This is a genomic window from Streptomyces sp. NPDC088387, assembly GCF_044753385.1.
GTDB lineage: Bacteria > Actinomycetota > Actinomycetes > Streptomycetales > Streptomycetaceae > Streptomyces.
Window position 1 is genome coordinate 1 of sequence record NZ_JBIVNC010000015.1, and the last position, 20,050, is coordinate 20,050.

Here is a 20,050-nt window from a genome sequence, read left to right on the forward strand (position 1 = left end):
GTCCACTGCATGGGTGTGCGTACGGCGTCGCGGTCGCCGAGCCAGATGTTGTCGCCCATGCCGATCTCGTCGCCGTAGTAGAGGATCGGCGAGCCCGGCAGGGAGAGCAGGAGCGCGGTGAACAGTTCGATCTGGTTGGGATCGTTGTCGAGCAGCGGGGCGAGCCGGCGGCGGATGCCGATGTTGGCGCGCATCCGCGGGTCTTTGGCGTACTCCGCGTACATGTAGTCGCGTTCTTCGTCCGTGACCATTTCGAGGGTGAGCTCGTCGTGGTTGCGCAGGAAGATGCCCCACTGGCAGTTCGCCGGAATCTCGGGTGTCTTGGCCAGGATCTCGGAGACGGGATACCGCGATTCCCTGCGGACGGCCATGAAGATGCGCGGCATGACCGGGAAGTGGAAGGCCATGTGGCATTCGTCGCCGCCGGAGGCGTAGTCGCCGAAGTAGTCGACGACGTCCTCGGGCCACTGGTTCGCTTCGGCCAGCAGCACGGTGTCCGGGTAGTGCGTGTCCAGGTCGCGGCGCACCCGCTTGAGGAAGTCGTGGCTCGCGGGGAGGTTCTCGCAGTTCGTCCCTTCCTGCGCGTACAGGTAGGGGACGGCGTCGAGACGGTAGCCGTCGATACCCAGGTCGAGCCAGAACCGCAGGGCGGCCAGGATCTCCTCCTGCACGGCCGGGTTCTCGTAGTTGAGGTCCGGCTGGTGCGAGAAGAACCGGTGGAAGAAGTACTGCCCGCGCACCGGGTCGAACGTCCAGTTGGAGCTCTCGGTGTCGACGAAGATGATCCGCGCGTCCTCGTACTGCTTGTCGTCGTCGGCCCACATGTAGTAGTCGCCATAGGGCCCGTCGGGATCCTTGCGGGACTCCTGGAACCACGGATGCTGGTCGCTGGTGTGGTTCATGACGAAGTCGATGATGACCCGCATGCCCCGCTGATGGGCGGCGTCCACGAACTCCACGAAGTCGGCGAGGTCCCCGAACTCCGGGAGCACGGAGGTGTAGTCGGAGACGTCGTAACCGCCGTCGCGCAGCGGCGACTTGAAGAAGGGGGGCAGCCAGAGGCAGTCGACGCCCAGCCACTGGAGATAGTCGAGCCGCGAGGTGAGGCCCTTGAGGTCGCCCACCCCGTCGCCGTTGCTGTCCTGGAACGAGCGGACCAGCACCTCGTAGAAGACCGCGCGTTTGAACCAGTCGGGGTCCCGGTCCTTCGCCGGGGTGTCCTCGAAGGTGTCAGGGACGGGCAAGTTCACAGTCATGGGGCTGGTCACCCTCCGTTCGGCGGCGTGGCGGACGCTTCGTCGGCGCGGAGCACGTGCAGCACATGGGCCGGGGTCCGGCCGGGCTCCAGACGCACATAGTTGGTGCTGCCCCACCGGTAGGTCTCGCCCGTCAGCTCGTCGTGCACGGACAGGACCGCTTCCCTGTCCAGGCCGAGTCGCGGCATGTCCAACGAGACCGTGGCCTCCTGGGTGTGGTGGGGGTCGAGGTTGGCGACCACGAGCACCCGGTCGGAGCCCACCTGCTTGCTGTACGCGATGACGGCGTCGTTGTCGGTCCGGTGGAACCGGAGATTGCGCAGCCGTCGCAGCGCCGGATGGTTCCGCCGGATCGTGTTCAGCCGGGTCAGGAGCGGGGAGAGGCTGCGGCCCTCGCGCTCGGCGGCCTCCCAGTCACGGGGCCTGAGCTGGTACTTCTCCGAGTCCAGATACTCCTCGCCGCCTTCTCGCAGCGGCACGTTCTCGCACAGCTCGTAGCCCGAGTACACCCCCCAGGTCGGGGAGAGGGTGGCGGCGAGGATCGCGCGGACCTCGAACGCCGGGCGCCCGCCCTGCTGGAGATACGCGTGCAGGATGTCCGGCGTGTTCACGAAGAAGTTCGGCCGCATGTAGGAGGACGCCTCGCCGGACAGCTCGGTGAGGTAGTCGGTCAGCTCCTGTTTGGTGTTGCGCCAGGTGAAGTAGGTGTACGACTGCTGGAAGCCGACCTGCGCGAGGGTGCGCATCATCGCGGGTCGGGTGAAGGCCTCCGCCAGGAAGATGACGTCGGGGTCGGTGCCGTTGATGTCGGCGATCACCCGCTCCCAGAACATGACCGGCTTGGTGTGCGGGTTGTCGACCCGGAAGATCCGCACCCCCACGTCCATCCAGTGCCGTAGCACCCGCACGGTCTCCGCGACCAGCCCGTCCAGGTCCGCGTCGAAGGCGATGGGGTAGATGTCCTGGTACTTCTTCGGCGGGTTCTCCGCGTAGGCGATGGTGCCGTCGGCGCGGTGGTGGAACCACTGGGGGTGTTTCTCCACCCACGGGTGGTCCGGCGAGCACTGCAACGCGAAGTCCAGCGCCACCTCAAGACCCAGGCCGCGCGCGGTGCGTACGAACCAGGCGAAGTCCTCCAGCGTGCCCAGCTGGGGGTGGACCGCGTCGTGCCCGCCCTCCGGGGAGCCGATCGCCCACGGCACACCCACGTCTTCCGGGCCGGGGGAGAGGGTGTTGTTGCGGCCCTTGCGGAAGGTGGTCCCGATCGGGTGGATCGGCGGCAGGTACACCACGTCGAAGCCCATCGCGGCGATCGCGGGCAGCCTGCGGGCCGCCGTGCGGAAGGTGCCGTGCGGCTCCTCGGGGGTGCCCTCCGAACGCGGGAAGAACTCGTACCACGACCCGAACAGCGCCCGCTCCCGCTCCACCAGCAGCGGCAACGGCTCCGACGACGTGACCAGCTCCCGCAGCGGATACCGGGAGAGCACCGCCTCCACCTCCGGCGTCAGCGCGCCGGACAGGCGTTCCGCGACCGGGCGGTGGTCGTCGCGCAGCGAGTGGGCGGCCCGCAGCACCGTGGCCCGGCCCGGCCGGTCCGGCACTCCCGCGGCCGCGCGCTCGTGGAGGTCGGCGCCCTCCTCCAGGACGAGGCCGACGTCGATGCCGGCCGGGATCTTGATGCCGGCGGTCCGGCGCCAGGTCGTGAGCGGATCGCTCCACGCCTCCACGGCGTAGGTCCACTCGCCGGTGGCGTCCGGTGTGACGTCGGCGCCCCAGCGGTCACTGCCGGGCGCCAGCTCCCGCATCGGCGTCCACGGTCCGGGGCGGCCCTCGGGGTCGCGCAGGACGACGTTGGCGCCGAGCGCGTCATGACCCTCGCGGAAGACGGTGGCGGTGACCTTGAACGTCTCGGCCACCACCGCCTTCGCGGGGCGGTTGCCGCCCTCGACCGCCGGCCGGACATGCCGTACCGGAATGCGCCCGACAGATCGTGTCCCGCTCATCGTCCTCACCTCCGTCGTGCTGGAAGCCGGGCCTCGGCCGGCCCGGCTGGGGATGTCGTGCGGGGAGGGGAACTAGGTCCCGGCAGTGGAGTGCCGGACCGGCGTTGGTCCCCGCCGGGCGGCCAGAGCGCGATGCCGGCGCCCGTTCTGCTCCTGGAGATACGTGGTCAGGGTGGAGCGCAGGTAGCGCTCGGCGGCGTCCGCGGCCTCGCGCGCGCAGCGCTTTCCCATGAGTACGCACAACGTGTAGCCGGAGTCCTCGAAGACGGCCCGCACCGCGCGGTCGGCGGGGGAGGCGAGCATCATCCGCTCCCAGCCCCGGTACCGCCGCAGCTGCCGGGAGACCTCGGTCTTGGCAGGAAGCAGCATGGCGCCGTTCACCTTCCGGGCGTCGAAGGCACGCTCCCGACCGTCGGGTGCCGCTCGAAGCCTTCACTCATGGTGCACGGACGGCGACGCAGCGTCTTGTTGGATCTTCAACCATTGCTCAGGAGTCAACCGGCGCCCCGGATGTGCGCTCGTGTTGCACGAATGGCGTAGCGACCCCACTGTGGATGTGACTCAGGAGCGATCAGTGCTCACGCTTCGTGTTCGGGGTCGGATCCGCCAGGGTCCGGAGGAGCGGGAGTTCCCGCCGGTGAGGAGCCAACGACGATGAAGACCGCAGTGCCCTGCTACTACCACCTCGACGTGGAGGTCAGCCCGGAGCGCGTAGGACAGGTCAAGCGCATCCTGGCCGCCCACCTCCGCCACTGGGACCTCGACCCGCTCGTGGAGACCGTCTGCGGCAGCGCCGAACTGCTGCTCAAGGCCATCGACGAGCACGCCACCGACAAGCTCACGTCGATCGAGATGTGGTGGAACGGCCAGCACCTGATCACCGCCGTCGGGGAGAACGACAGCGACCTGCGCCCGGACCAGGATCTGCGCGGCTGCCTGGAGCGCATCGCCGCCATGAGCGACGGCTGGGGCTGCTGCGCCACCGACACCGGCAGCAAGGTCATCTGGTTCTCGCAGCGCGCCCGCGCCGGCGAGCGTGTGCCCCTCGTTCCCACGGCCCCCGCCCCGGACCTGCGCGAGGTGCTCCAAGTGCCCCGGGCCGCGCCAGTCACGGTCCTCGCCGGTGCCGCCCTCATGCCGGACGGCGTTCTGGAGGGCGCCCGGTGACCTCGACACCGCACCGGAAGGAGAAGGACGAGGTAGGGGTACCCGCGTGGAGCGGGTACCCCTACCCGTTGGGCGCCTCCTACGACGGCAGGGGCACCAACTTCGCGCTCTTCAGCGAGGTCGCCGAGCGGGTCGACCTGGTGCTCTTCGACGACGACGGACGCACCCGGACGACCCGGCTGACCGAGGTCGACGGCTTCGTCTGGCACGGCTACCTGCCCGGAGTGGGACCGGGGCAGCGGTACGGCTACCGGGTGGACGGCCCCTGGCACCCCGCCGTCGGCCAGCGCTGCAACCCGGCGAAGCTGCTCCTCGACCCGTACGCCACCGCCGTGGAGGGGCAGATCGACAACGACCCCTCGCTCTACGAGCGGGCGGCGACCGGGCCCGACCCCGCCGACAGTGCCGGGCACACCATGCTCGGTGTGGTCACCGACCCCGCCTTCGACTGGGGCGACGACCGCCCGCCCCGGCGGCCGTACTCGGACAGCGTGATCTACGAGGCGCACGTCCGCGGCCTGACCCGCACCCACCCGGACGTGCCGCCCGAGCTGCGCGGCACCTACGCCGGACTCGCGCACCCGGCGGTGATCGGCCATCTGACCTCGCTCGGGGTGACCGCCGTCGAGCTGATGCCGGTCCACCAGTTCGTGCAGGACGGTGTGTTGCAGGACCGGGGCCTGTCCAACTACTGGGGCTACAACACCATCGGCTTCTTCGCGCCCCACAACGCCTACGCGGCCGAGGGCGCCCGCGGCCGGCAGGTCACCGAGTTCAAGTCCATGGTCAAGGCGCTGCACGCGGCCGGCCTCGAAGTGATCCTGGACGTCGTCTACAACCACACCGCCGAGGGCAACGAGAAGGGCCCCACCCTCTCCTTCCGGGGCATCGACAACGCCTCGTACTACCGCCTGGTGGACGGCGACTGGGGCCACTACTACGACACCACCGGCACCGGCAACAGCCTGCTGATGCGCCACCCCTACGTCCTTCAGCTGATCATGGACTCGCTGCGGTACTGGGTGACCGAGATGCACGTCGACGGCTTCCGCTTCGACCTCGCGGCCACCCTGGCCCGGCAGTTCCACGAGGTGGACCGGCTCTCCGCGTTCTTCGACCTGATCCAGCAGGACCCGGTGATCAGCAGGGTCAAGCTGATCGCGGAGCCGTGGGACGTGGGGGAGGGTGGCTACCAGGTGGGCAACTTCCCGTCGCTGTGGTCCGAGTGGAACGGCCGGTACCGGGACGCCGTACGGGACTTCTGGCGCGGCGGCGAGCACACCCTCGGCGAGTTCGCCTCCCGGCTGACCGGCTCCTCCGACCTCTACCAGCACAGCCGGCGACGGCCCCGCGCCAGCGTCAACTTCGTCACCGCGCACGACGGGTTCACGCTGCGCGACCTGGTGTCGTACAACGACAAGCACAACGCGGCCAACGGTGAGGACGGCCGGGACGGCGAGAGCGACAACCGGTCCTGGAACTGCGGTGCCGAGGGCGAGACCGACGACCCGGCCGTGCTGGAGCTGCGCGCCCGACAGCAGCGCAACTTCCTCGCCACCCTGCTGCTGTCGCAGGGCATCCCGATGCTCGGCCACGGTGACGAACTCGGCCGCACCCAGGGCGGCAACAACAACGGCTACTGCCAGGACAACGAGGTCTCCTGGATCGACTGGGCGCTGACCGAGGAGCAGTCCGGGCTGCGGGACTTCACGCGGTACGTCATCGGACTGCGGGCCGCCCACCCGGTGCTGCGGCGCCGGCGTTTCTTCCGCGGCGAGACCGTCACGCACGCCGGGCAGCCGCTGCCCGACCTGGTGTGGCTGGCGCCGAACGCCCGTGAGATGACCGAACGGGACTGGCAGCGCTCCGACGCGCACACCGTGGGTGTCTTCCTCAACGGCGACGCGATCGCCGAACCCGACAGGGAGGGGCGGCGGGTGGTGGACGACTCGTTCCTGCTGCTGCTCAACAGCTTCTGGGAGCCGGTGGACTTCCGGCTGCCGGACGCCTCGTTCGGGGAGCGCTGGACGACCCTGATCGACACCTCCGATCCGCAGGGCACCCCCGACGAGACCGAGCACAAGGCGGCCACGGGAGTCACGGTCGGCCCCCGCAGTCTCGTCCTGCTCTCCCGCCCCTCGCGGGGCGGCTGAGACGCGCGGCCTTCAGGGGCGGCGCTCGGAGGTGACGGTGAACCGGGCGCCGTCGGGGTCGCGCAGTACGGCCTCGTCGGCGGTCTTGCTCAGCACACTGCCGCCGTGCAGTTCCGCCGCGCGGGTGCAGGCCGACACGTCCTCGACGGCGAAGTGGACCTGCCAGTGCGGGCGCAGGGTGGGGTCGGGGGCCGCGCCGAGCGCACCCGACCGGATCCGGGCGACGACGTCACCGCCGCTGCGCAGGACGACCTCGTCGCCCTCGTAGTGGACCTCGCAGGAGCCCGGCCGGTCCGAGGCCCACTCCAGGACCTCCCCGTAGAAGATCGCCGCGTCGAAGGCGTCACGGGTCTGGAGCCGGATGAAGGCCGGTGCCGAGCGGCGCCACGCCTCCCAGTTGCCCATCAGCCGGCCCTCCCAGATTCCGAAGGCCGCCCCGTCCCGGTCGGCGAGCAGCGCGGCACGTCCGGGCGGCAGTGAGATCGGCCCGACCGCGGTGGTGCCGCCCCGCTCGTGGGCCCGGGAGACCGCCTCGTCCGCGCTGATCACGGCGAAGTACGGCGTCCACGCGACCGCCATCTGCCACATCGAGGCCACCGCGGCGATGCCGGCCACCGGCACACCGTCGGCCAGCGCGATCCGGAAGTGGTCCCCGAGGGTGACCTTCCGCCACTTCCAGCCGAGGACGGCGGTGTAGAAGGACTCGGTCGTGTCGAGGTCGCGGCTGGTCAGGCTCACCCAGCAGGGCGCGCCGAACACGGACCGGGTGAGGACGACGTCCGGCGCGGGCCTGGCGGGTGTCGTGTTGTGGTTCATGAAACTCGTCCTGCTCTCGTCGGCCGCCGGCCCCTGGGCCGTCCGGTCAAGCAACAGTCTCCAGCCGGATCGGCTCCGGGGCCTGCCGAGTACCCCGAAGGCGGGGTGCACTCCTCGGCCGTACGGCGGAGGCTGTACGGCGGCGGCTGTACGGCGGACCGGCCCCCGCGTCCGGGGTGCGGCTCAGCCGGTCTCCGCCGGCACCTCCTCGCGCAGGCGGGCGAAACAGCCGCTGAGCAGCCGCGACACATGCATCTGCGAGATGCCGAGGTGCTCGGCGATCCGGCTCTGGGTCATCCCGCCGTAGAAGCGCAGGTACAGGATCGTGCGCTCGCGCTCGGGCAGCTCGAGCAGACGCGGCCGTACGGCGACCCGGTCCACCACGACGTCGTAGCGCGGGTCGGCCCGGCCGATGGTGTCGGCGAGGGCGTAGCCGTCGGTGCCCGCCACGTCGGCGTCCAGGGACAGCGCGGTGAAGCACTCCAGGGCCTCCAGCCCCATCCGCACCTCCGCCTCGGTGAGCCGGCAGTGGGCGGCGATCTCGGCGACCGTCGGCGCCCGGCCCGGGGTCGTCTGGGACAGCTCCTTGCCGGCCCGCCGCACCCGGTTGCGCAGGTCCTGGACCCGGCGCGGGACGTGCAGCGTCCACATGTGGTCGCGGAAGTGCCGCTTGATCTCACCGGTGACGGTGGGCACTGCGTAGCTCTCGAAGGCGTGGCCGCGTCCGGGGTCGTAGTGGTCGACGGCCTTGACGAGTCCGAGGGCCGCGACCTGGTAGAGGTCCTCCAGGGACTCGCCCCGGCCGCGGAAGCGGACGGCGATCCGGTGGGCCATCGGCAGCCAGGCCGTGACCAGGTCGTCGCGAAGGGCGCGGCGCTCGGGCCCGTCGGGCAGCCGGCCGAGCCGCAGAAAGTCCTCCGCGGTGTCGGGGGCGTCGTGGTGCGGGTGCTGGTTCCTGCTGGTGCTGCGCATGAGCGCACCTCCCGTAGCAGGTGGTGCCGGTGGGACGGGCACACCGTGGGAGGTGGTGGTTCGGATACCCGGAGCTGCTCCGGAGGGTCCGGCCGACGGAATCCCACGGCGGGGTGCCTCCGGTCCGAAGCACTAAGTAATGGTATTCCCGGAAAAGTCGCACGAAAAACGAATTACGCGCTTATTCGACGCCCTGTGATCAGTCGGTTTCATTCCGTTTCATTCCGTTCCGGTTGCACCGAAACGCCTTCGCGGCGTCGTGCGCGTTTCGAATGCATGGGAATTCGCAGGGCGGAATCACGGACGTTCTTGACCTTGCCGTGACGCGATACCTCTGTAGCAGAGCTAATCTTGCCGTATGGACCAGGACACCTTCCCCGAGGACCTCGCCGACGCGCTCGTCGGAGTCCAGCGGCTGATCCGCCGCCGGGTACGCGCCGAGTTGCCGGACGCCAGACTGCGCGGCGCCGAGGTGGAACTGCTGCGCCTCGTCGCCGCCCGCCCCGGCATCCGCATCTCGGACGCCGCCAAGGAGCTGTACCTCGCGGGCAACTCGGTGTCGACGCTGGTCAACCAGCTGGCCAAGGACGGCTGGCTGGTCCGCGAGACCGACCCGGACGACCGGCGTGCCGCGCTTCTGCGGCCTACCCCGGCCGCCGAGGCGCGGCTCGGCGACTGGCGGCGCCGGCGCGCCGAACTCGTCCGGAACAAGGTGTCCCGCCTCGACGAGGCCGACAAGGACGCCCTGCGTGCCGCCCTGCCGGCGCTGCGCCGCCTGGCCGACACCCTGCGCGAGGAGGACGCGTGAACACCAACAGCGCTGTTTCCTGCACCGGTCTGACCTACGTCTTCGGCGAGACGAAAGCCGTCGACGGACTCGATCTGACCGTGCGCGAGGGCGAGGTCTTCGGACTGCTCGGCCCCAACGGCGCGGGCAAGACCACCGCGATCCGCTGCATCACCACCCTGCTTCCCGTGCCGCCCGGCATGGTCCACGTCTTCGGCAACGACGCGTCCGGCGACAAGATGGCGGTGCGCCGCCTGCTCGGCTACGTGCCGCAGCAGCTCTCCGCCGACGCCAGCCTGACCGGCCGTCAGAACGTCACCCTGTTCGCCCGGGTCTTCGACGTGGCACGCCGCGAACGCGCCGAGCGGGTCCGGCAGGCGCTGACGGCCGTTGGCCTCGCGGACGCCGCCGACCGGCTGGCCGGCACCTACTCCGGCGGTATGGTGCGCCGGCTCGAACTGGCCCAGGCGCTGGTCAGCGCACCCCGGCTGCTGATCCTCGACGAACCCACGATCGGCCTCGACCCGATCGCCCGCACCGGCGTCTGGGAGCACATCAACGCCGTACGCGCGGCGACCGGCATGACCGTCCTGGTCACCACCCACTACATGGACGAGGCCGACCAGTACTGCGACCGCGTGGGCCTGATGCACCACGGCCGGGTCCGCGCCCTCGGCACCCCGCTGGAGCTGCGCCGCGGCCTCGCCGAACGCCGGTCCGGCACCGACGTCCCCACCGGTCCGCTGCCGACGCTGGAGGACGTCTTCCGGGACGTGGCCGGCGGCGGTCTCGACGACGAGCCTGGAGGTTTCCGCGATGTCCGAAGCACCCGCCGCACCGCACGCCGTGTCGGCTGACCCCGCTCCTTCGGCCGACATCTCCCTGCTGCTGCGGCCCCCCGAGCCCCGCGCGGGCTGGCGACTGCTGCCTGCCCGTGTCGTCGCGCTGTGCGCGGTCGAACTCCAGAAGTTCAGCCACGACCGGACCGAGCTCTACACCCGCGCCGTCCAGCCGGCCCTGTGGCTGCTGATCTTCGGTCAGACCTTCACCCGCATCAAGGCCATCCCGAGCGAGGGCGTCCCGTACACCGACTACCTGGCGCCGGGCATCATCGCCCAGTCCGCGATGTTCATCGCCATCTTCTACGGCATCCAGATCATCTGGGAGCGCGACGCCGGCATCCTCAACAAGCTCCTGGTCACCCCGACTCCACGCGCCGCGCTCATCACCGGCAAGGCGTTCGCCTCCGGGGTCAAGGCGCTCATCCAGGCGGCGGTCGTGGTCGTCATCGCCGCACTGCTCGGCGTCTCCCTGACCTGGAACCCGCTCAAGCTGCTCGGTGTCGCCGTGGTCGTGGTGCTCGGCTCCGCGTTCTTCGCGTGTCTGTCGATGACCATCGCCGGCATCGTGCTCAGCCGGGACCGTCTGATGGGCTTCGGGCAGGCGATCACCATGCCGCTGTTCTTCGCGTCCAACGCGCTGTACCCGGTGTCCGTGATGCCGGGCTGGCTCCAGGTGATCAGCAAGGTCAATCCGCTGAGCTACCAAGTGGACGCCCTGCGTGGGCTGCTGATCGGCACCCCCTCGCATCTCGCCCTCGACTTCGGGGTGCTCGCCCTGGCCGCCGCGCTGGGCATCGCCGCCGCGTCCTCGCTGCTCGGCCGGCTCGCCCGCTGAACGGATGGTTGACGTGATGTGCAGCACGCGCGCGTGCCGTGTTTCGCGGCCCGCCGGCGAATTTCTCCTGGGCACGGCTTGATCACCGATCATCGCGGTGAATTCCCTGATCACAGCGCATTCCGCTCATTTGACAGTGCGCTCGGCGCACGGATAGGAAGCAGCTCTTGGAGTTCGAGAGGTGCAAGGTGTACGAGCCGAACGTGGTCGGGGACTGGCAGGAGTACGACGAGCACTCCGGCCTGCGTGTGCGCGTCCACCGGCTGCTCGCGCAGGAGCCGCCGCGCGGACGTGACGACGCCGCCGAGGGGATGACGTACTTCAGTCTCCGCGTGACCGTCGAGAACCGCGGCACCCGCCGTTTCGGCATCCACATCGAGGATGGCCAGATGGACGTCCGGATCGGCCCCGACGGCGAGAGCGCCTTCCTCGACTGGCGCAACTCCCAGTTCATCGAGGGCTACGACGTCTACCCGCTGCGCCGCGTCACCGCCGTGCTGTTCGCCGCCGGACCGGAGGCCGCCCTGTCGCACGTGGACGTGCAGATCCAGCTGCGGGTCGACGAGGAGTGGACCGACCGCCGGGTGTGGGCGGGCGGCCTCGGCCTTCCGGACGACGGCGAGGGCGGGGCCCCGTCCACCGGAGCGGTACGTGAGGGACTCGCGTGCCAGGTCAGCAACTTCCTGCGCGACCAGGCGGAGGAAGGCACGTCCTGACGGTCCCCCGTGGGACCGCCGGACGCGCCCGCTGCCTCAGTGCGGGATGCCGTCGATGATCTCGCGTGCGCCCTGCCGCAGCAGCGCCACCGCGACGGACGTGCCGAGCGTGGCCGGGTCGAGCCGGCCGGCCCACTCGTGGGCGTTCAGCCGCGTCTTGCCGTCCGGGGTGAACACACAGGCCCGCAGCGAGAGTTCGCCGCCGCCGTCGACCCGCGCGAAACCGGCGATCGGGCTGTTGCAGTGCCCTTGCAGCACATGCAGGAACATCCGCTCCGCGGTCGCCTCACGGTGGGTGTCCGGGTCGCCCAGCGCGCTGACCGCGTCTATCACGTCCGTGTCGCCCTCACGGCACTGAAGCGCCAGCACCCCGGCGCCGATCGGCGGCATCATCGTGTCGGGCGAGAGCACCTCGCTGATCACGTCGGTGCGCCCGATCCGCTCCAGGCCGGACACCGCGAGCAGCAGCGCGTCGGCCTCACCGGCCGCGAGCTTCGCCAGCCGCCGGTTGGCGTTGCCGCGGAACGGCACGCACTGGAGATGCGGATGGGTGGCCGCCAGCTGCGCGACCCGGCGCACCGACGAGGTGCCGATCCGGGTGCCCGCGGGCAGTTCCTCCAGGGTGAGGCCGTCCGGATGGATCAGCGCGTCCCGGATGTCGTCGCGCTTGAGGAACGCGGCGAAGACCGTGCCCGCGGGCAGCGGCCGGTCGGCGGGCACGTCCTTGACGCAGTGCACGGCGAGATCGGCCTCCCCGGCCAGCAGCGCCGCGTCGACCTCCTTGGTGAACGCGCCCTTGCCCTCGACCTGGGAGAGATCGCCCATCCACTTGTCGCCGGTGGTCTTCACCGGCACGACCGTCGTCCGCACCCCGGGATACAGCGCACCCAACTCGGTGCGCACCCGCTCCACTTGGGCGAGCGCCATCGGGGAGTCGCGCGAGACGATACGGATCAGTTCGGGTACCGGCATGCGGACACGATAGTGGCTCCCGAGGGCGCTCGACGCCGTAGGGCGCCACAGGGGTGATCCATGAGGCGGGCACCTGCCGTACGAACGCCTCCCGTGCGTGGGCGAGGACGGCCGCCCGCGTCCGGGGGAGCGGGCGGCCGGGAGCGATCGGATGTACGGGAGGGATCAGGCGTTCGGGTCGAACGGGATGGCCGACGGCTTCGCCCCGGAGAGGTGGGAGTTGAAGCTGCTGTCCTTCAGACCGAAGTTGGCGCTGCCGAAGTTGTATGAGGAGAGCTTGTCCCGGACGCCGGCCGGGTAGCCGTTCCAGCCGACGAGCTTCGGGTACTGCCAGGTGCCCTTGTGGTTCTCCGGCGGCTCGTCGTTGGAGTTCGCGGCCCGGAAGCAGTGGGTGCTGATGCCGTCCTTGTGGTAGACGATCTTCGGGTGCGTGCCGTCGAAGCGGATCGCCGACGCGTTGTGCACGGTGAACGAACCGTGGTTGGACGTCGAGACGTACTTCACCTGGTTGTCCTGCACCCAGACCACCACGTGCTCCCAGTCGTGGCGGTGGCCGCCGAGGCTGGTGCCGGGCAGCGCCTGGTCCTTCTCGAAGTACAGGCCGTAGAGGATGCCGCACCAGCCGTTGTTGCACTTGTAGCGCGAGTAGCCGTTGGTGTTGTCCAGGTCCACGGCGTCACGGCACTGGCCGTTGAGCGCGCCGCTCGGGTTCAGACCGGGGTTGACCGTGCCGTCGCTGCCGATGGCCGGCGTGGAGTAGCAGCCGTCCGTGTCGTAGTCGTAGGCCGGCTGGAAGGTCTGCTCGAACCCGTCCGCGTTGGCCGGCAGCCCGGGCGGCGGGGCGGCGAAGGCGGTGGACGAGAAGGCTATGACGAGGGTGATGGCACCGGCGAGTGCGGTACCCCATCTTCTGGCGTGCACGGACGACTTCGACGACACTGCGTCTCCTCGAATTCAGGCGCAGCCCAACGGCTGTGGGGGGAAGGGGAGTTCAGAGTGCCGTCCCGACCCGGTCCGCGCCAAGAGGTCACACGCGTCACATGGGTGAAGCACAGACCAACAATCGTGGCCCGACCCGGAGTCACCCCAGGTCATCGGGCAGAAACGCCGAGGAATCCGCGGGAGTGAGGTCCTGGCGCAGCCGGAGCCAGGACGGCTGGCGCAGCAACCCGGCCCGGGTACGCGTGCTGTGCCGCACCTCGCCCACCAGACGCGGCAGCACCCAGTGCGCCCCCGCGACCCGCGGGACCGGGGAGAAGGGGCTGTCGGTGGCCGCGTACTCCCGCAGCAGCGCGGCCAGTTCGGTCCGCTCGGCCTCGGTCCAGCCGGTGCCCACGTTGCCGACGTACCGCAGGTTCCCGGCCGCGTCGAACTGGCCGACCAGGACGGAACCCGGCAGACCGGTCAGCCGCCCCTTGCCGGGCTGCCAGCCGCCCACGACGACATCGACGCCCCGCATGTTGCGGATCTTGATCCAGGCGCGGGACCGGACCCCGGGTTCGTACACGGAGTCCAGGCGCTTGCAGACGAGCCCTTCGAGGCCGTGCTCCCGCGTCGCCGCCAGCGCCCGCTCGCCGTGCCCGACCAGCGCGCCCGGCGTCGACCAGTAGGGGCCGGCGAGCCCCAGCGACTCCAGCAGGTCGCGGCGGTGCCGGTAGGGCTCCCTCAGCAGGGAGCGGCCCGCGAGGTGCAGTACGTCGAACAGCGCCAGGTGGACGGGCTGCTCGGCCGCCCTGCGGGCCGCCCGGCCCGGCGTGTGCGCGAGCCCCATCCGGGACTGGAGGAGCTGGAAGTCGGCGCGTCCGTCCGCGTCCAGGGCCAGCACCTCGCCGTCCAGCACGGCGGGTGTGCCGGCCAGCGCCGCGCCGAGCGGCCGCAGTTCGGGGTAGGCGGCGGTGATGTCCTCGCCGGACCGTGCGCGCAGCAGCACACCCCCGTCGCCGGGGAGGTACACCACCGCCCGCTGCCCGTCCTGCTTGGTCTCGTACGCCCAGCGCGTGTCCTGAGCGGGGGGCGGCAGCGTGCCGGGCGTGGCGAGCATGGGGGCGATCAGCGGCAGAGTCACGGCATCAGACCTCGACGCCCCGTCACCGCACCACGCACCCGACGACCGGGGTTCCCCTGAACGGCGGGGGCGTGTTCGCCGGGTCGGGTTCCTGTGAACGTCGTGCGGGTGCGGGTGCGGGTGCGGGTGCGGGTGCGGGCGCGGGTGCGGTCGAGGGTGAGGGTGCGTCGGCTCCCGACCTGCCCCGATGGTTGGTCCCGGTAGGGTTGTGGGAGCGGAACCCGCCGGTGCGGTGGAGGCGCCGCCGCGGCTCGCGGGGCGGAGCGCGGGCGGTCGGAGACAGTCCCGTAGCGGTGGTGAGCATGGCGGCCAGGACGGTACGCGAGGAACAGACGAGCGAGACGCGGGAGCGGATCCTCTCCGCGGCCGAACGGCTCTTCGCCGAACGCGGGGTGTACGCGGTCTCCAACCGCCAGGTCGGCGAGGCCGCAGGCCAGGGCAACAACACGGTGGTCGGCTACCACTTCGGCACCAAGCCCGACCTGATCCGGGCCGTCGCCCGCCGCCACGCGGCGCCCATCGAGGAGATCCGCGCCGGGCTGCTCGCGCGGACCCTCGGTTCCGACGACGTACGTGACTGGGTGTCCTGTCTGGTGCGCCCCGTCACCGGGCACCTTGCGGCGCTCGGCACGCCCACCTGGTACGCCCGGTTCTGCGCCCAGGTGATGACCGACCCCGTGCTGTACCAGATCATGGTCGACGAGACCCTCACCTCGCCGTCGATGCCCGACCTGATCGCCGGACTGCACCGGACCCTGCCGCAGCAGTCCGCCGAGGTGCGCGCCGAGCGCGGCGCCATGGCCCGGCATCTGATCGTGCACACCTGCGCCGAGCGGGAACGCGCGCTCGCCGAACACACCGGGACACCCCGTGCCACCTGGCACGAGACCGCCGGTGGCCTGATCGACGCGATCACCGGCATGTGGCTGGCCCCGGTCACCCCCGGATCTTGACCTTCCATGTGCTCGATCTTGGCCGACGGGTTACTTGAGTCAGTCAAGCACTTATGGGAGTACTTGAGTGAGGCAAGTAGCGAGATAGGGTGATCCGCATGCTCCCCTTACCGTCGGCAACCACCACGTCACCGACAGTGGCGCGTTTCGCATCCCACGAGGAGAGGCCGGCCCTCGCCCGGGGCGCCGGGCAGCGCGTCCTGATCGTCACCGCGGACCCGGACCTGGTCGAACTGCTCGGGACCACACTGGAGTTGGCCGGGTACCACGTCTTCGTCGCGCTCACCGCCGTCGAGGCCGTGGCCCACGCCCAGGAACGGGAACTGGACCTGGCCGTCGTCGACTCGTCACTGCCGGACGCCGACGACCTGGCCCGCAGAGCCCGCCCCCTGCCCGGACCGCCCCCTCCGCTGCTGCTGCTGACCGGTTACGACTCCCTCGGCGGCATGCTGCCCGAGCTCAGCAGAAGCGGGCGCGACTACGTCACCAAGCCGGTCCGGGTCGCCGAGGTCCTGGCCCGGATGCAGGTCCTGCTGCGGGGCGCGGACCCCGGCCGCGGTGACCCCGCGCTGCGCCACGCGGACCTTGTCCTCGACGAGACCGTGTGCCGGGCGCGGCGCGGAACCCGCACGCTCGACCTGACTCCCGCGGAGTACCGGCTCCTGCGCCACCTGCTCACCAACGCGCACCACGTGCTGTCCAAGGAGCAGATCGGCCGTTACGTCTGGGGCGACTTCCGGGGCGACAACGCCATCGAGCAGCTGGTCTCCCGGCTCCGGCGCAAGGTCGACCGGGACGCGCCCGCGCTGATCCACACCCGGCGCGGCTTCGGCTACTGGCTCGGTCTCACCGATGTGGAGGCGGGCTCGATGATGTGACGTGGGTCACGTCAGCCTTCTGTCAGGAAACCGTCCGGAAGGCGTCAGTCCGCTCTGCTTGCCTGTGGGGGTCGAGGCCTCGATCCGTACACCCCGGCGCTCCCCTCCGGGGGAGCCCCCCACACCGAGGAGAGACATGGCCGACACGCTGACCGGCGGCGCGCAGCAGGACGCGCCCCCGGTGCCCGCGTACCCCATGGCCCGTGCGGCCGGCTGCCCCTTCGATCCTCCGCCCGCACTACAGGAACAGCAGGAGCGGGGGCGTCTTGCCAGGGTCAGGCTCTGGGACGGCAGCACACCCTGGCTCGTCACCGGACACGCGGACCAGCGCGAGCTGCTTCTCGACCCCCGGGTCAGCGCCGACTTCACCCGGCCCGGCTATCCGCTCTCGGCGCCGCGGACCAGCGACAGCAGCGCCAGCTTCATCCTGATGGACGACCCCGAACACGCGCGGCTGCGCCGGATGGTGACCGCGCCGTTCGCGGTCAAGCGCGTCAACGCGCTGCGGCCCGGCGTGCAGCGGATCGTGGACGACCTGATCGACGAGATGCTGGCCGGGCCCAACCCCGTCGACCTCGTGCGGGCGTTCGCGCTGCCGGTCCCGTCCCTGGTGATCTGCGCACTGCTCGGAGTGCCGTACGCGGACCACGAGTTCTTCCAGGAGAACAGCCAGATCCTCATCCGGCAGAGTGTGCGTCCGGAGGACGGGGCGGCCGCCTTCGACCGGCTCGTGGCCTATCTGGACGACCTGATGGGCGAGAAGATCGCGCAGCCCGGCGAGGATCTGCTCTCCGGTCTGGTGGAGCGGATCGACGCCGGTGAGCTGACCCGCCACCAGGCCGCCGAAATGGGCGTGCTGCTGCTGATCGCCGGGCACGAGACCACCGCGAACATGATCGCGCTGGGCACGGTCGCCCTGCTGGAGCACCCCGAGCAGCTCGCGCTGCTGCGCGAGACCGACGACCCGAAGCTGGTCGCGTCCGCCGTCGAGGAACTGCTGCGCTATCTGAGCATCGTGCACAACGGCCGCCGCCGGGCCGTGCTGGAGGACATCGAGATCGACGGACAGGTGATCCGGGCCGGCGAGGGGCTGATCCTGCCCAACGACATCGCCAACCGCGACCCCGACGCCTTCGCGGAACCCGACCGGCTCGACCTGGAGCGCGACGCCCGGCGCCATGTCGCCTTCGGCTTCGGCGTCCACCAGTGCCTGGGCCAGCCGCTCGCGCGGATGGAGCTCCAGGTCGTCTACAGCACCCTCTACCGGCGCGTCCCCACCCTCCGGCTGGCCGCCGACGTGGCGGAACTGCCCTTCAAGCACGACGGCGTCGTCTACGGCGTCTACGAACTGCCCGTCACCTGGTGAACGCCCCGACCGGCGAGGAGAAGAGCATGCGAGTGGAACTCGACGAGCCCAGGTGTGTGGCCTCGGGGCAGTGTGTGATGGCGGCACCGGACGTGTTCGACCAGCGCGAGGAGGACGGCATCGCCTTCGTCCTCGACGAGGAACCGGGCGCCGGGGCGCTCGACGAGGTGCGCGAGGCCGCCGCCCTCTGCCCGGCGGCCGCGATTCGGGTGCTGGAGGGGTAACGGACGGCGGCACGTCAGTCCTGGCCGGTGCCGAGCAGCCGGACCAGTCCGCCGGCCAGGGCGACGTGCCAGCACGCGAAGTCGTGGCCGCCGTTGAACTCGTCGAGGGTGATCCGGTGTCCGGCCGCCCGCAACGCCTCGTACAGCGTGCGGTTCTGTTCGGCCTGGGTCCCTTCCTGCAAACCGGCGTCCAGATGGACCCGTACGGGCCGCGGCGGTCCGGCCGTGTACCGGGTGGCGAGCCAGGGCGCCCCGATCACCGGGGTGTCGGGACCCTCCGGGGAGGTGAGCCCGGGACGCCACCACAGGGTGGCGGACTGGGCGAGGACGGTGCCGAAGCGGTCGGGGCGCCGCAGCGCCGCGTACAGGGCGGTCGCCGCGCCCAGCCGCTGACCGGCGACGACCGTGTCCGCCGGATCGGTCGTCAGCCGCCGGCGGCCTGTGGCCCAGGGCAGCAGCTCGTCGGCGAGGAACGACACGAACGCGTCGCCCTCGCCGAGTTCACGCCGCCGGGTGTGCCGGTCCACGGCGTCCGGCGCCAGCACGGCGAGCGGCGGCAGCGCGCCCTCGGCGATCAGCCGGTCCAGCGTGCGGTCCAGACCGAGCCGGCCGAACCACATGTCGCCGTCGCACAGCACCAGCACCGGCAGGGGCCGCCCACCGGCGGGCCGGTGCCCCGCCGGCAGATAGACCCAGGTGTCCCGGTCGCCGTCCAGCGCCGCCGAGGACAGCCGGTGCCGCTCGACCCGCCCGGCCGGAGCCTCGCCCGCACGCCCGCTCCACGGCTCGGCCGGCGCGTACGGCAGCGCGAACACCGAACCGCGGGATTCCTGCCAACGTGTCGCGATGGAGCGGGGGTTGAGCGGGTCGGCCGCCGCGTGCACCGACAACGACCGCAGCCGCCGCTGGAGTTCACCCGGATCCGTCGGCGGTTCCTTCGTCGAGATGTCCGCGGCGAGCCGGTACGAGCCCCGGTGGTCCGCGCGCAGCCGCAGCCCCAGATGCCATACGTCGGTACCGGGCACGTGCTCCAGGAGCGCGCCGGCGAGGTGGTCGCGGTCGACCACGCGGTGGGCGCACAGCAGGACCTGACGGGTCGCCCGGTGACCGCGCCACAGGAACGTGACCGTGCGGTGGCCCGGTTCGCCCGCCGACTCCTCGACCAGCGGGGTGCCCAGACGTTCCACCTCGCTCCAGAACTCGGCGGTCAGGGCGGCGCGTCCGGCGTCGCCGGCCCTGGCCAGTCGTTGCACCAGACGCGCGACCCGCGGACCGGTGACCCGCGTGGGGCGCACGTCGGCGTACGGGCCGGTGGCGGCCGGCGGGGACGGTGAGTGCGCGGCGGAGGTGCTCATCGTGTGGCTCCGGGTCCGTCGACAGAACATCGCGGAAAGTTAGGTAAGCCTAAGCTAAGCACAGGTTGGGCGGGAGCGTGCCTCTGTTGCGGGCGGCGCGGCCGGGATCCGCGGCCCCGCCCGCGGGGTCGGCGGCGCGGTAAGTTACTTGAGTCAGGCAACGATATGGTAACGTCGGGCGTATGCCCACCACACCGTTCCCCACCGCCCCCGCCTCCGGGGAAGTGATCGAGATCGAGCGTGCGCTCAGCCGGATCACCTACCTGATCTCCCGTGCCCGGCAGCACGACCGGCTGGTGGCGGTGGCCGGTGTGCCGCTCGACCGGGCGGCGACGGGTGTGCTCCGGCAGATCGCGGACGGGGAACCGCGCCGCCCGGGTGAGCTGGCGGCCCGGCTCGGCGTCGAGGCCTCGCACGTGACCCGCACGGTGCAGCAACTACAGCGGGTCGGCTACGTCTCACGGGTGCCCGACCCCGACGACCGCCGCGCCCAGCGCATCGAACTCACGGAGGAGGGCGGCCGGGCCATCGCCCGGATCCGGGACGCGGGGGCGCGAGGCATGCAACAGGCACTGGCCGACTGGACTCCGGAGGAGCTGCGGCAGTTCGCCACCCTCTTCCACCGCATGGTGGACGACTTCCTGGAGTACGCCGAGGACGACGCCGAACCGCAGCCGGACACCGTCTGAC

General features: G+C 71.1%; 20 protein-coding genes. 11 read left to right on the forward strand and 9 right to left on the reverse strand.

Annotated elements, in window-relative coordinates; translation table 11 throughout:
* From treS to ACIQAC_RS31840, 3 genes are all read right to left on the reverse strand, one after another.
* On the reverse strand, positions 1-1,256 hold a 1,256-nt coding region (gene treS, locus ACIQAC_RS31830), incomplete at its 3' end, for a maltose alpha-D-glucosyltransferase (protein ID WP_402197159.1).
* 8 nt (positions 1,257-1,264) lie between these two features.
* Positions 1,265-3,259: a maltotransferase domain-containing protein gene (locus tag ACIQAC_RS31835; RefSeq protein WP_402197161.1), complete on the reverse strand. Its 1,995-nt coding sequence runs from the start codon at positions 3,257-3,259 to the stop codon at positions 1,265-1,267.
* A 72-nt stretch (positions 3,260-3,331) separates the two neighbouring features.
* A complete protein-coding gene (locus tag ACIQAC_RS31840) occupies positions 3,332-3,628 on the reverse strand; it encodes a DUF5133 domain-containing protein (protein ID WP_402197162.1) in 297 nt (98 codons plus the stop codon).
* A 285-nt stretch (positions 3,629-3,913) separates the two neighbouring features.
* Between ACIQAC_RS31840 and ACIQAC_RS31845 the strand changes: the two genes are divergently transcribed.
* Together ACIQAC_RS31845 and glgX are read left to right on the forward strand one after the other, a co-directional pair.
* Entirely contained in the window at positions 3,914-4,426 is a 513-nt protein-coding gene (locus tag ACIQAC_RS31845) for a pep a2 (RefSeq protein ID WP_402197165.1), read from the forward strand.
* A complete protein-coding gene (gene glgX, locus ACIQAC_RS31850) occupies positions 4,423-6,579 on the forward strand; it encodes a glycogen debranching protein GlgX (protein ID WP_402197166.1) in 2,157 nt (718 codons plus the stop codon). Before ACIQAC_RS31845 ends, glgX begins: the two co-directional genes overlap by 4 nt.
* A 12-nt stretch (positions 6,580-6,591) precedes the next feature.
* Here the strand turns inward: glgX and ACIQAC_RS31855 are convergent, their stop codons facing one another.
* Positions 6,592-7,395, reverse strand: a complete 804-nt coding sequence (locus ACIQAC_RS31855) for a VOC family protein (RefSeq protein WP_402197167.1) — start codon at positions 7,393-7,395, stop codon at positions 6,592-6,594.
* A 183-nt stretch (positions 7,396-7,578) separates the two neighbouring features.
* On the reverse strand, positions 7,579-8,367 hold the full coding sequence (locus ACIQAC_RS31860) for a SigB/SigF/SigG family RNA polymerase sigma factor (protein WP_402197169.1): 789 nt from the start codon (positions 8,365-8,367) through the stop codon (positions 7,579-7,581).
* Positions 8,368-8,725: 358 nt separating this feature from the next.
* Here ACIQAC_RS31860 and ACIQAC_RS31865 point away from each other — a divergent pair, with 358 nt between their 5' ends.
* The 4 genes from ACIQAC_RS31865 (at position 8,726) to ACIQAC_RS31880 (ending at position 11,547) form a co-directional block, all read left to right on the forward strand.
* Positions 8,726-9,175, forward strand: coding sequence for a MarR family winged helix-turn-helix transcriptional regulator (locus ACIQAC_RS31865; RefSeq protein ID WP_402197171.1), 450 nt, complete (start codon positions 8,726-8,728; stop codon positions 9,173-9,175).
* Positions 9,172-10,011 (forward strand): ABC transporter ATP-binding protein, encoded by an 840-nt coding sequence (locus tag ACIQAC_RS31870; protein WP_402197174.1) that lies wholly within the window; start codon positions 9,172-9,174, stop codon positions 10,009-10,011. The genes ACIQAC_RS31865 and ACIQAC_RS31870 overlap by 4 nt, the downstream gene beginning before the upstream one ends.
* On the forward strand, positions 9,971-10,831 hold the full coding sequence (locus ACIQAC_RS31875) for an ABC transporter permease (protein ID WP_402197175.1): 861 nt from the start codon (positions 9,971-9,973) through the stop codon (positions 10,829-10,831). Before ACIQAC_RS31870 ends, ACIQAC_RS31875 begins: the two co-directional genes overlap by 41 nt.
* Before the next feature lie 188 nt (positions 10,832-11,019).
* On the forward strand, positions 11,020-11,547 hold the full coding sequence (locus ACIQAC_RS31880; protein ID WP_402197573.1) for a hypothetical protein: 528 nt from the start codon (positions 11,020-11,022) through the stop codon (positions 11,545-11,547).
* Between the two features lie 36 nt (positions 11,548-11,583).
* Here ACIQAC_RS31880 and hemC read toward each other — a convergent pair whose 3' ends face one another.
* The 3 genes from hemC to ACIQAC_RS31895 form a co-directional block, all read right to left on the reverse strand.
* A complete protein-coding gene (gene hemC, locus ACIQAC_RS31885; protein WP_402197177.1) occupies positions 11,584-12,519 on the reverse strand; it encodes a hydroxymethylbilane synthase in 936 nt (311 codons plus the stop codon).
* A 165-nt stretch (positions 12,520-12,684) separates the two neighbouring features.
* A complete protein-coding gene (locus ACIQAC_RS31890) occupies positions 12,685-13,458 on the reverse strand; it encodes an NPP1 family protein (protein ID WP_402197178.1) in 774 nt (257 codons plus the stop codon).
* 142 nt (positions 13,459-13,600) lie between these two features.
* Positions 13,601-14,584 carry an ATP-dependent DNA ligase gene (locus ACIQAC_RS31895; protein ID WP_402197180.1) on the reverse strand — a complete coding sequence of 328 codons (984 nt, stop codon included), beginning with the start codon at positions 14,582-14,584 and terminating at the stop codon, positions 13,601-13,603.
* A gap of 302 nt (positions 14,585-14,886) precedes the next feature.
* Here ACIQAC_RS31895 and ACIQAC_RS31900 point away from each other — a divergent pair, with 302 nt between their 5' ends.
* The 4 genes from ACIQAC_RS31900 (at position 14,887) to ACIQAC_RS31915 (ending at position 18,005) form a co-directional block, all read left to right on the forward strand.
* Entirely contained in the window at positions 14,887-15,537 is a 651-nt protein-coding gene (locus tag ACIQAC_RS31900) for a TetR/AcrR family transcriptional regulator (RefSeq protein ID WP_402197182.1), read from the forward strand.
* Between the two features lie 137 nt (positions 15,538-15,674).
* Positions 15,675-16,415 (forward strand): response regulator transcription factor, encoded by a 741-nt coding sequence (locus ACIQAC_RS31905; RefSeq protein WP_402197184.1) that lies wholly within the window; start codon positions 15,675-15,677, stop codon positions 16,413-16,415.
* 136 nt (positions 16,416-16,551) lie between these two features.
* A complete protein-coding gene (locus ACIQAC_RS31910) occupies positions 16,552-17,781 on the forward strand; it encodes a cytochrome P450 (protein WP_402197186.1) in 1,230 nt (409 codons plus the stop codon).
* A gap of 26 nt (positions 17,782-17,807) precedes the next feature.
* Positions 17,808-18,005 (forward strand): ferredoxin, encoded by a 198-nt coding sequence (locus tag ACIQAC_RS31915; protein WP_402197188.1) that lies wholly within the window; start codon positions 17,808-17,810, stop codon positions 18,003-18,005.
* A 14-nt stretch (positions 18,006-18,019) separates the two neighbouring features.
* On the opposite strand, the gene fes is transcribed toward ACIQAC_RS31915, so the two are convergent.
* Positions 18,020-19,360, reverse strand: coding sequence for an enterochelin esterase (gene fes, locus ACIQAC_RS31920; RefSeq protein ID WP_402197190.1), 1,341 nt, complete (start codon positions 19,358-19,360; stop codon positions 18,020-18,022).
* Between the two features lie 182 nt (positions 19,361-19,542).
* Here fes and ACIQAC_RS31925 point away from each other — a divergent pair, with 182 nt between their 5' ends.
* Positions 19,543-20,049 (forward strand): MarR family winged helix-turn-helix transcriptional regulator, encoded by a 507-nt coding sequence (locus tag ACIQAC_RS31925; RefSeq protein WP_402197193.1) that lies wholly within the window; start codon positions 19,543-19,545, stop codon positions 20,047-20,049.
* Position 20,050 lies beyond the last annotated feature (1 nt).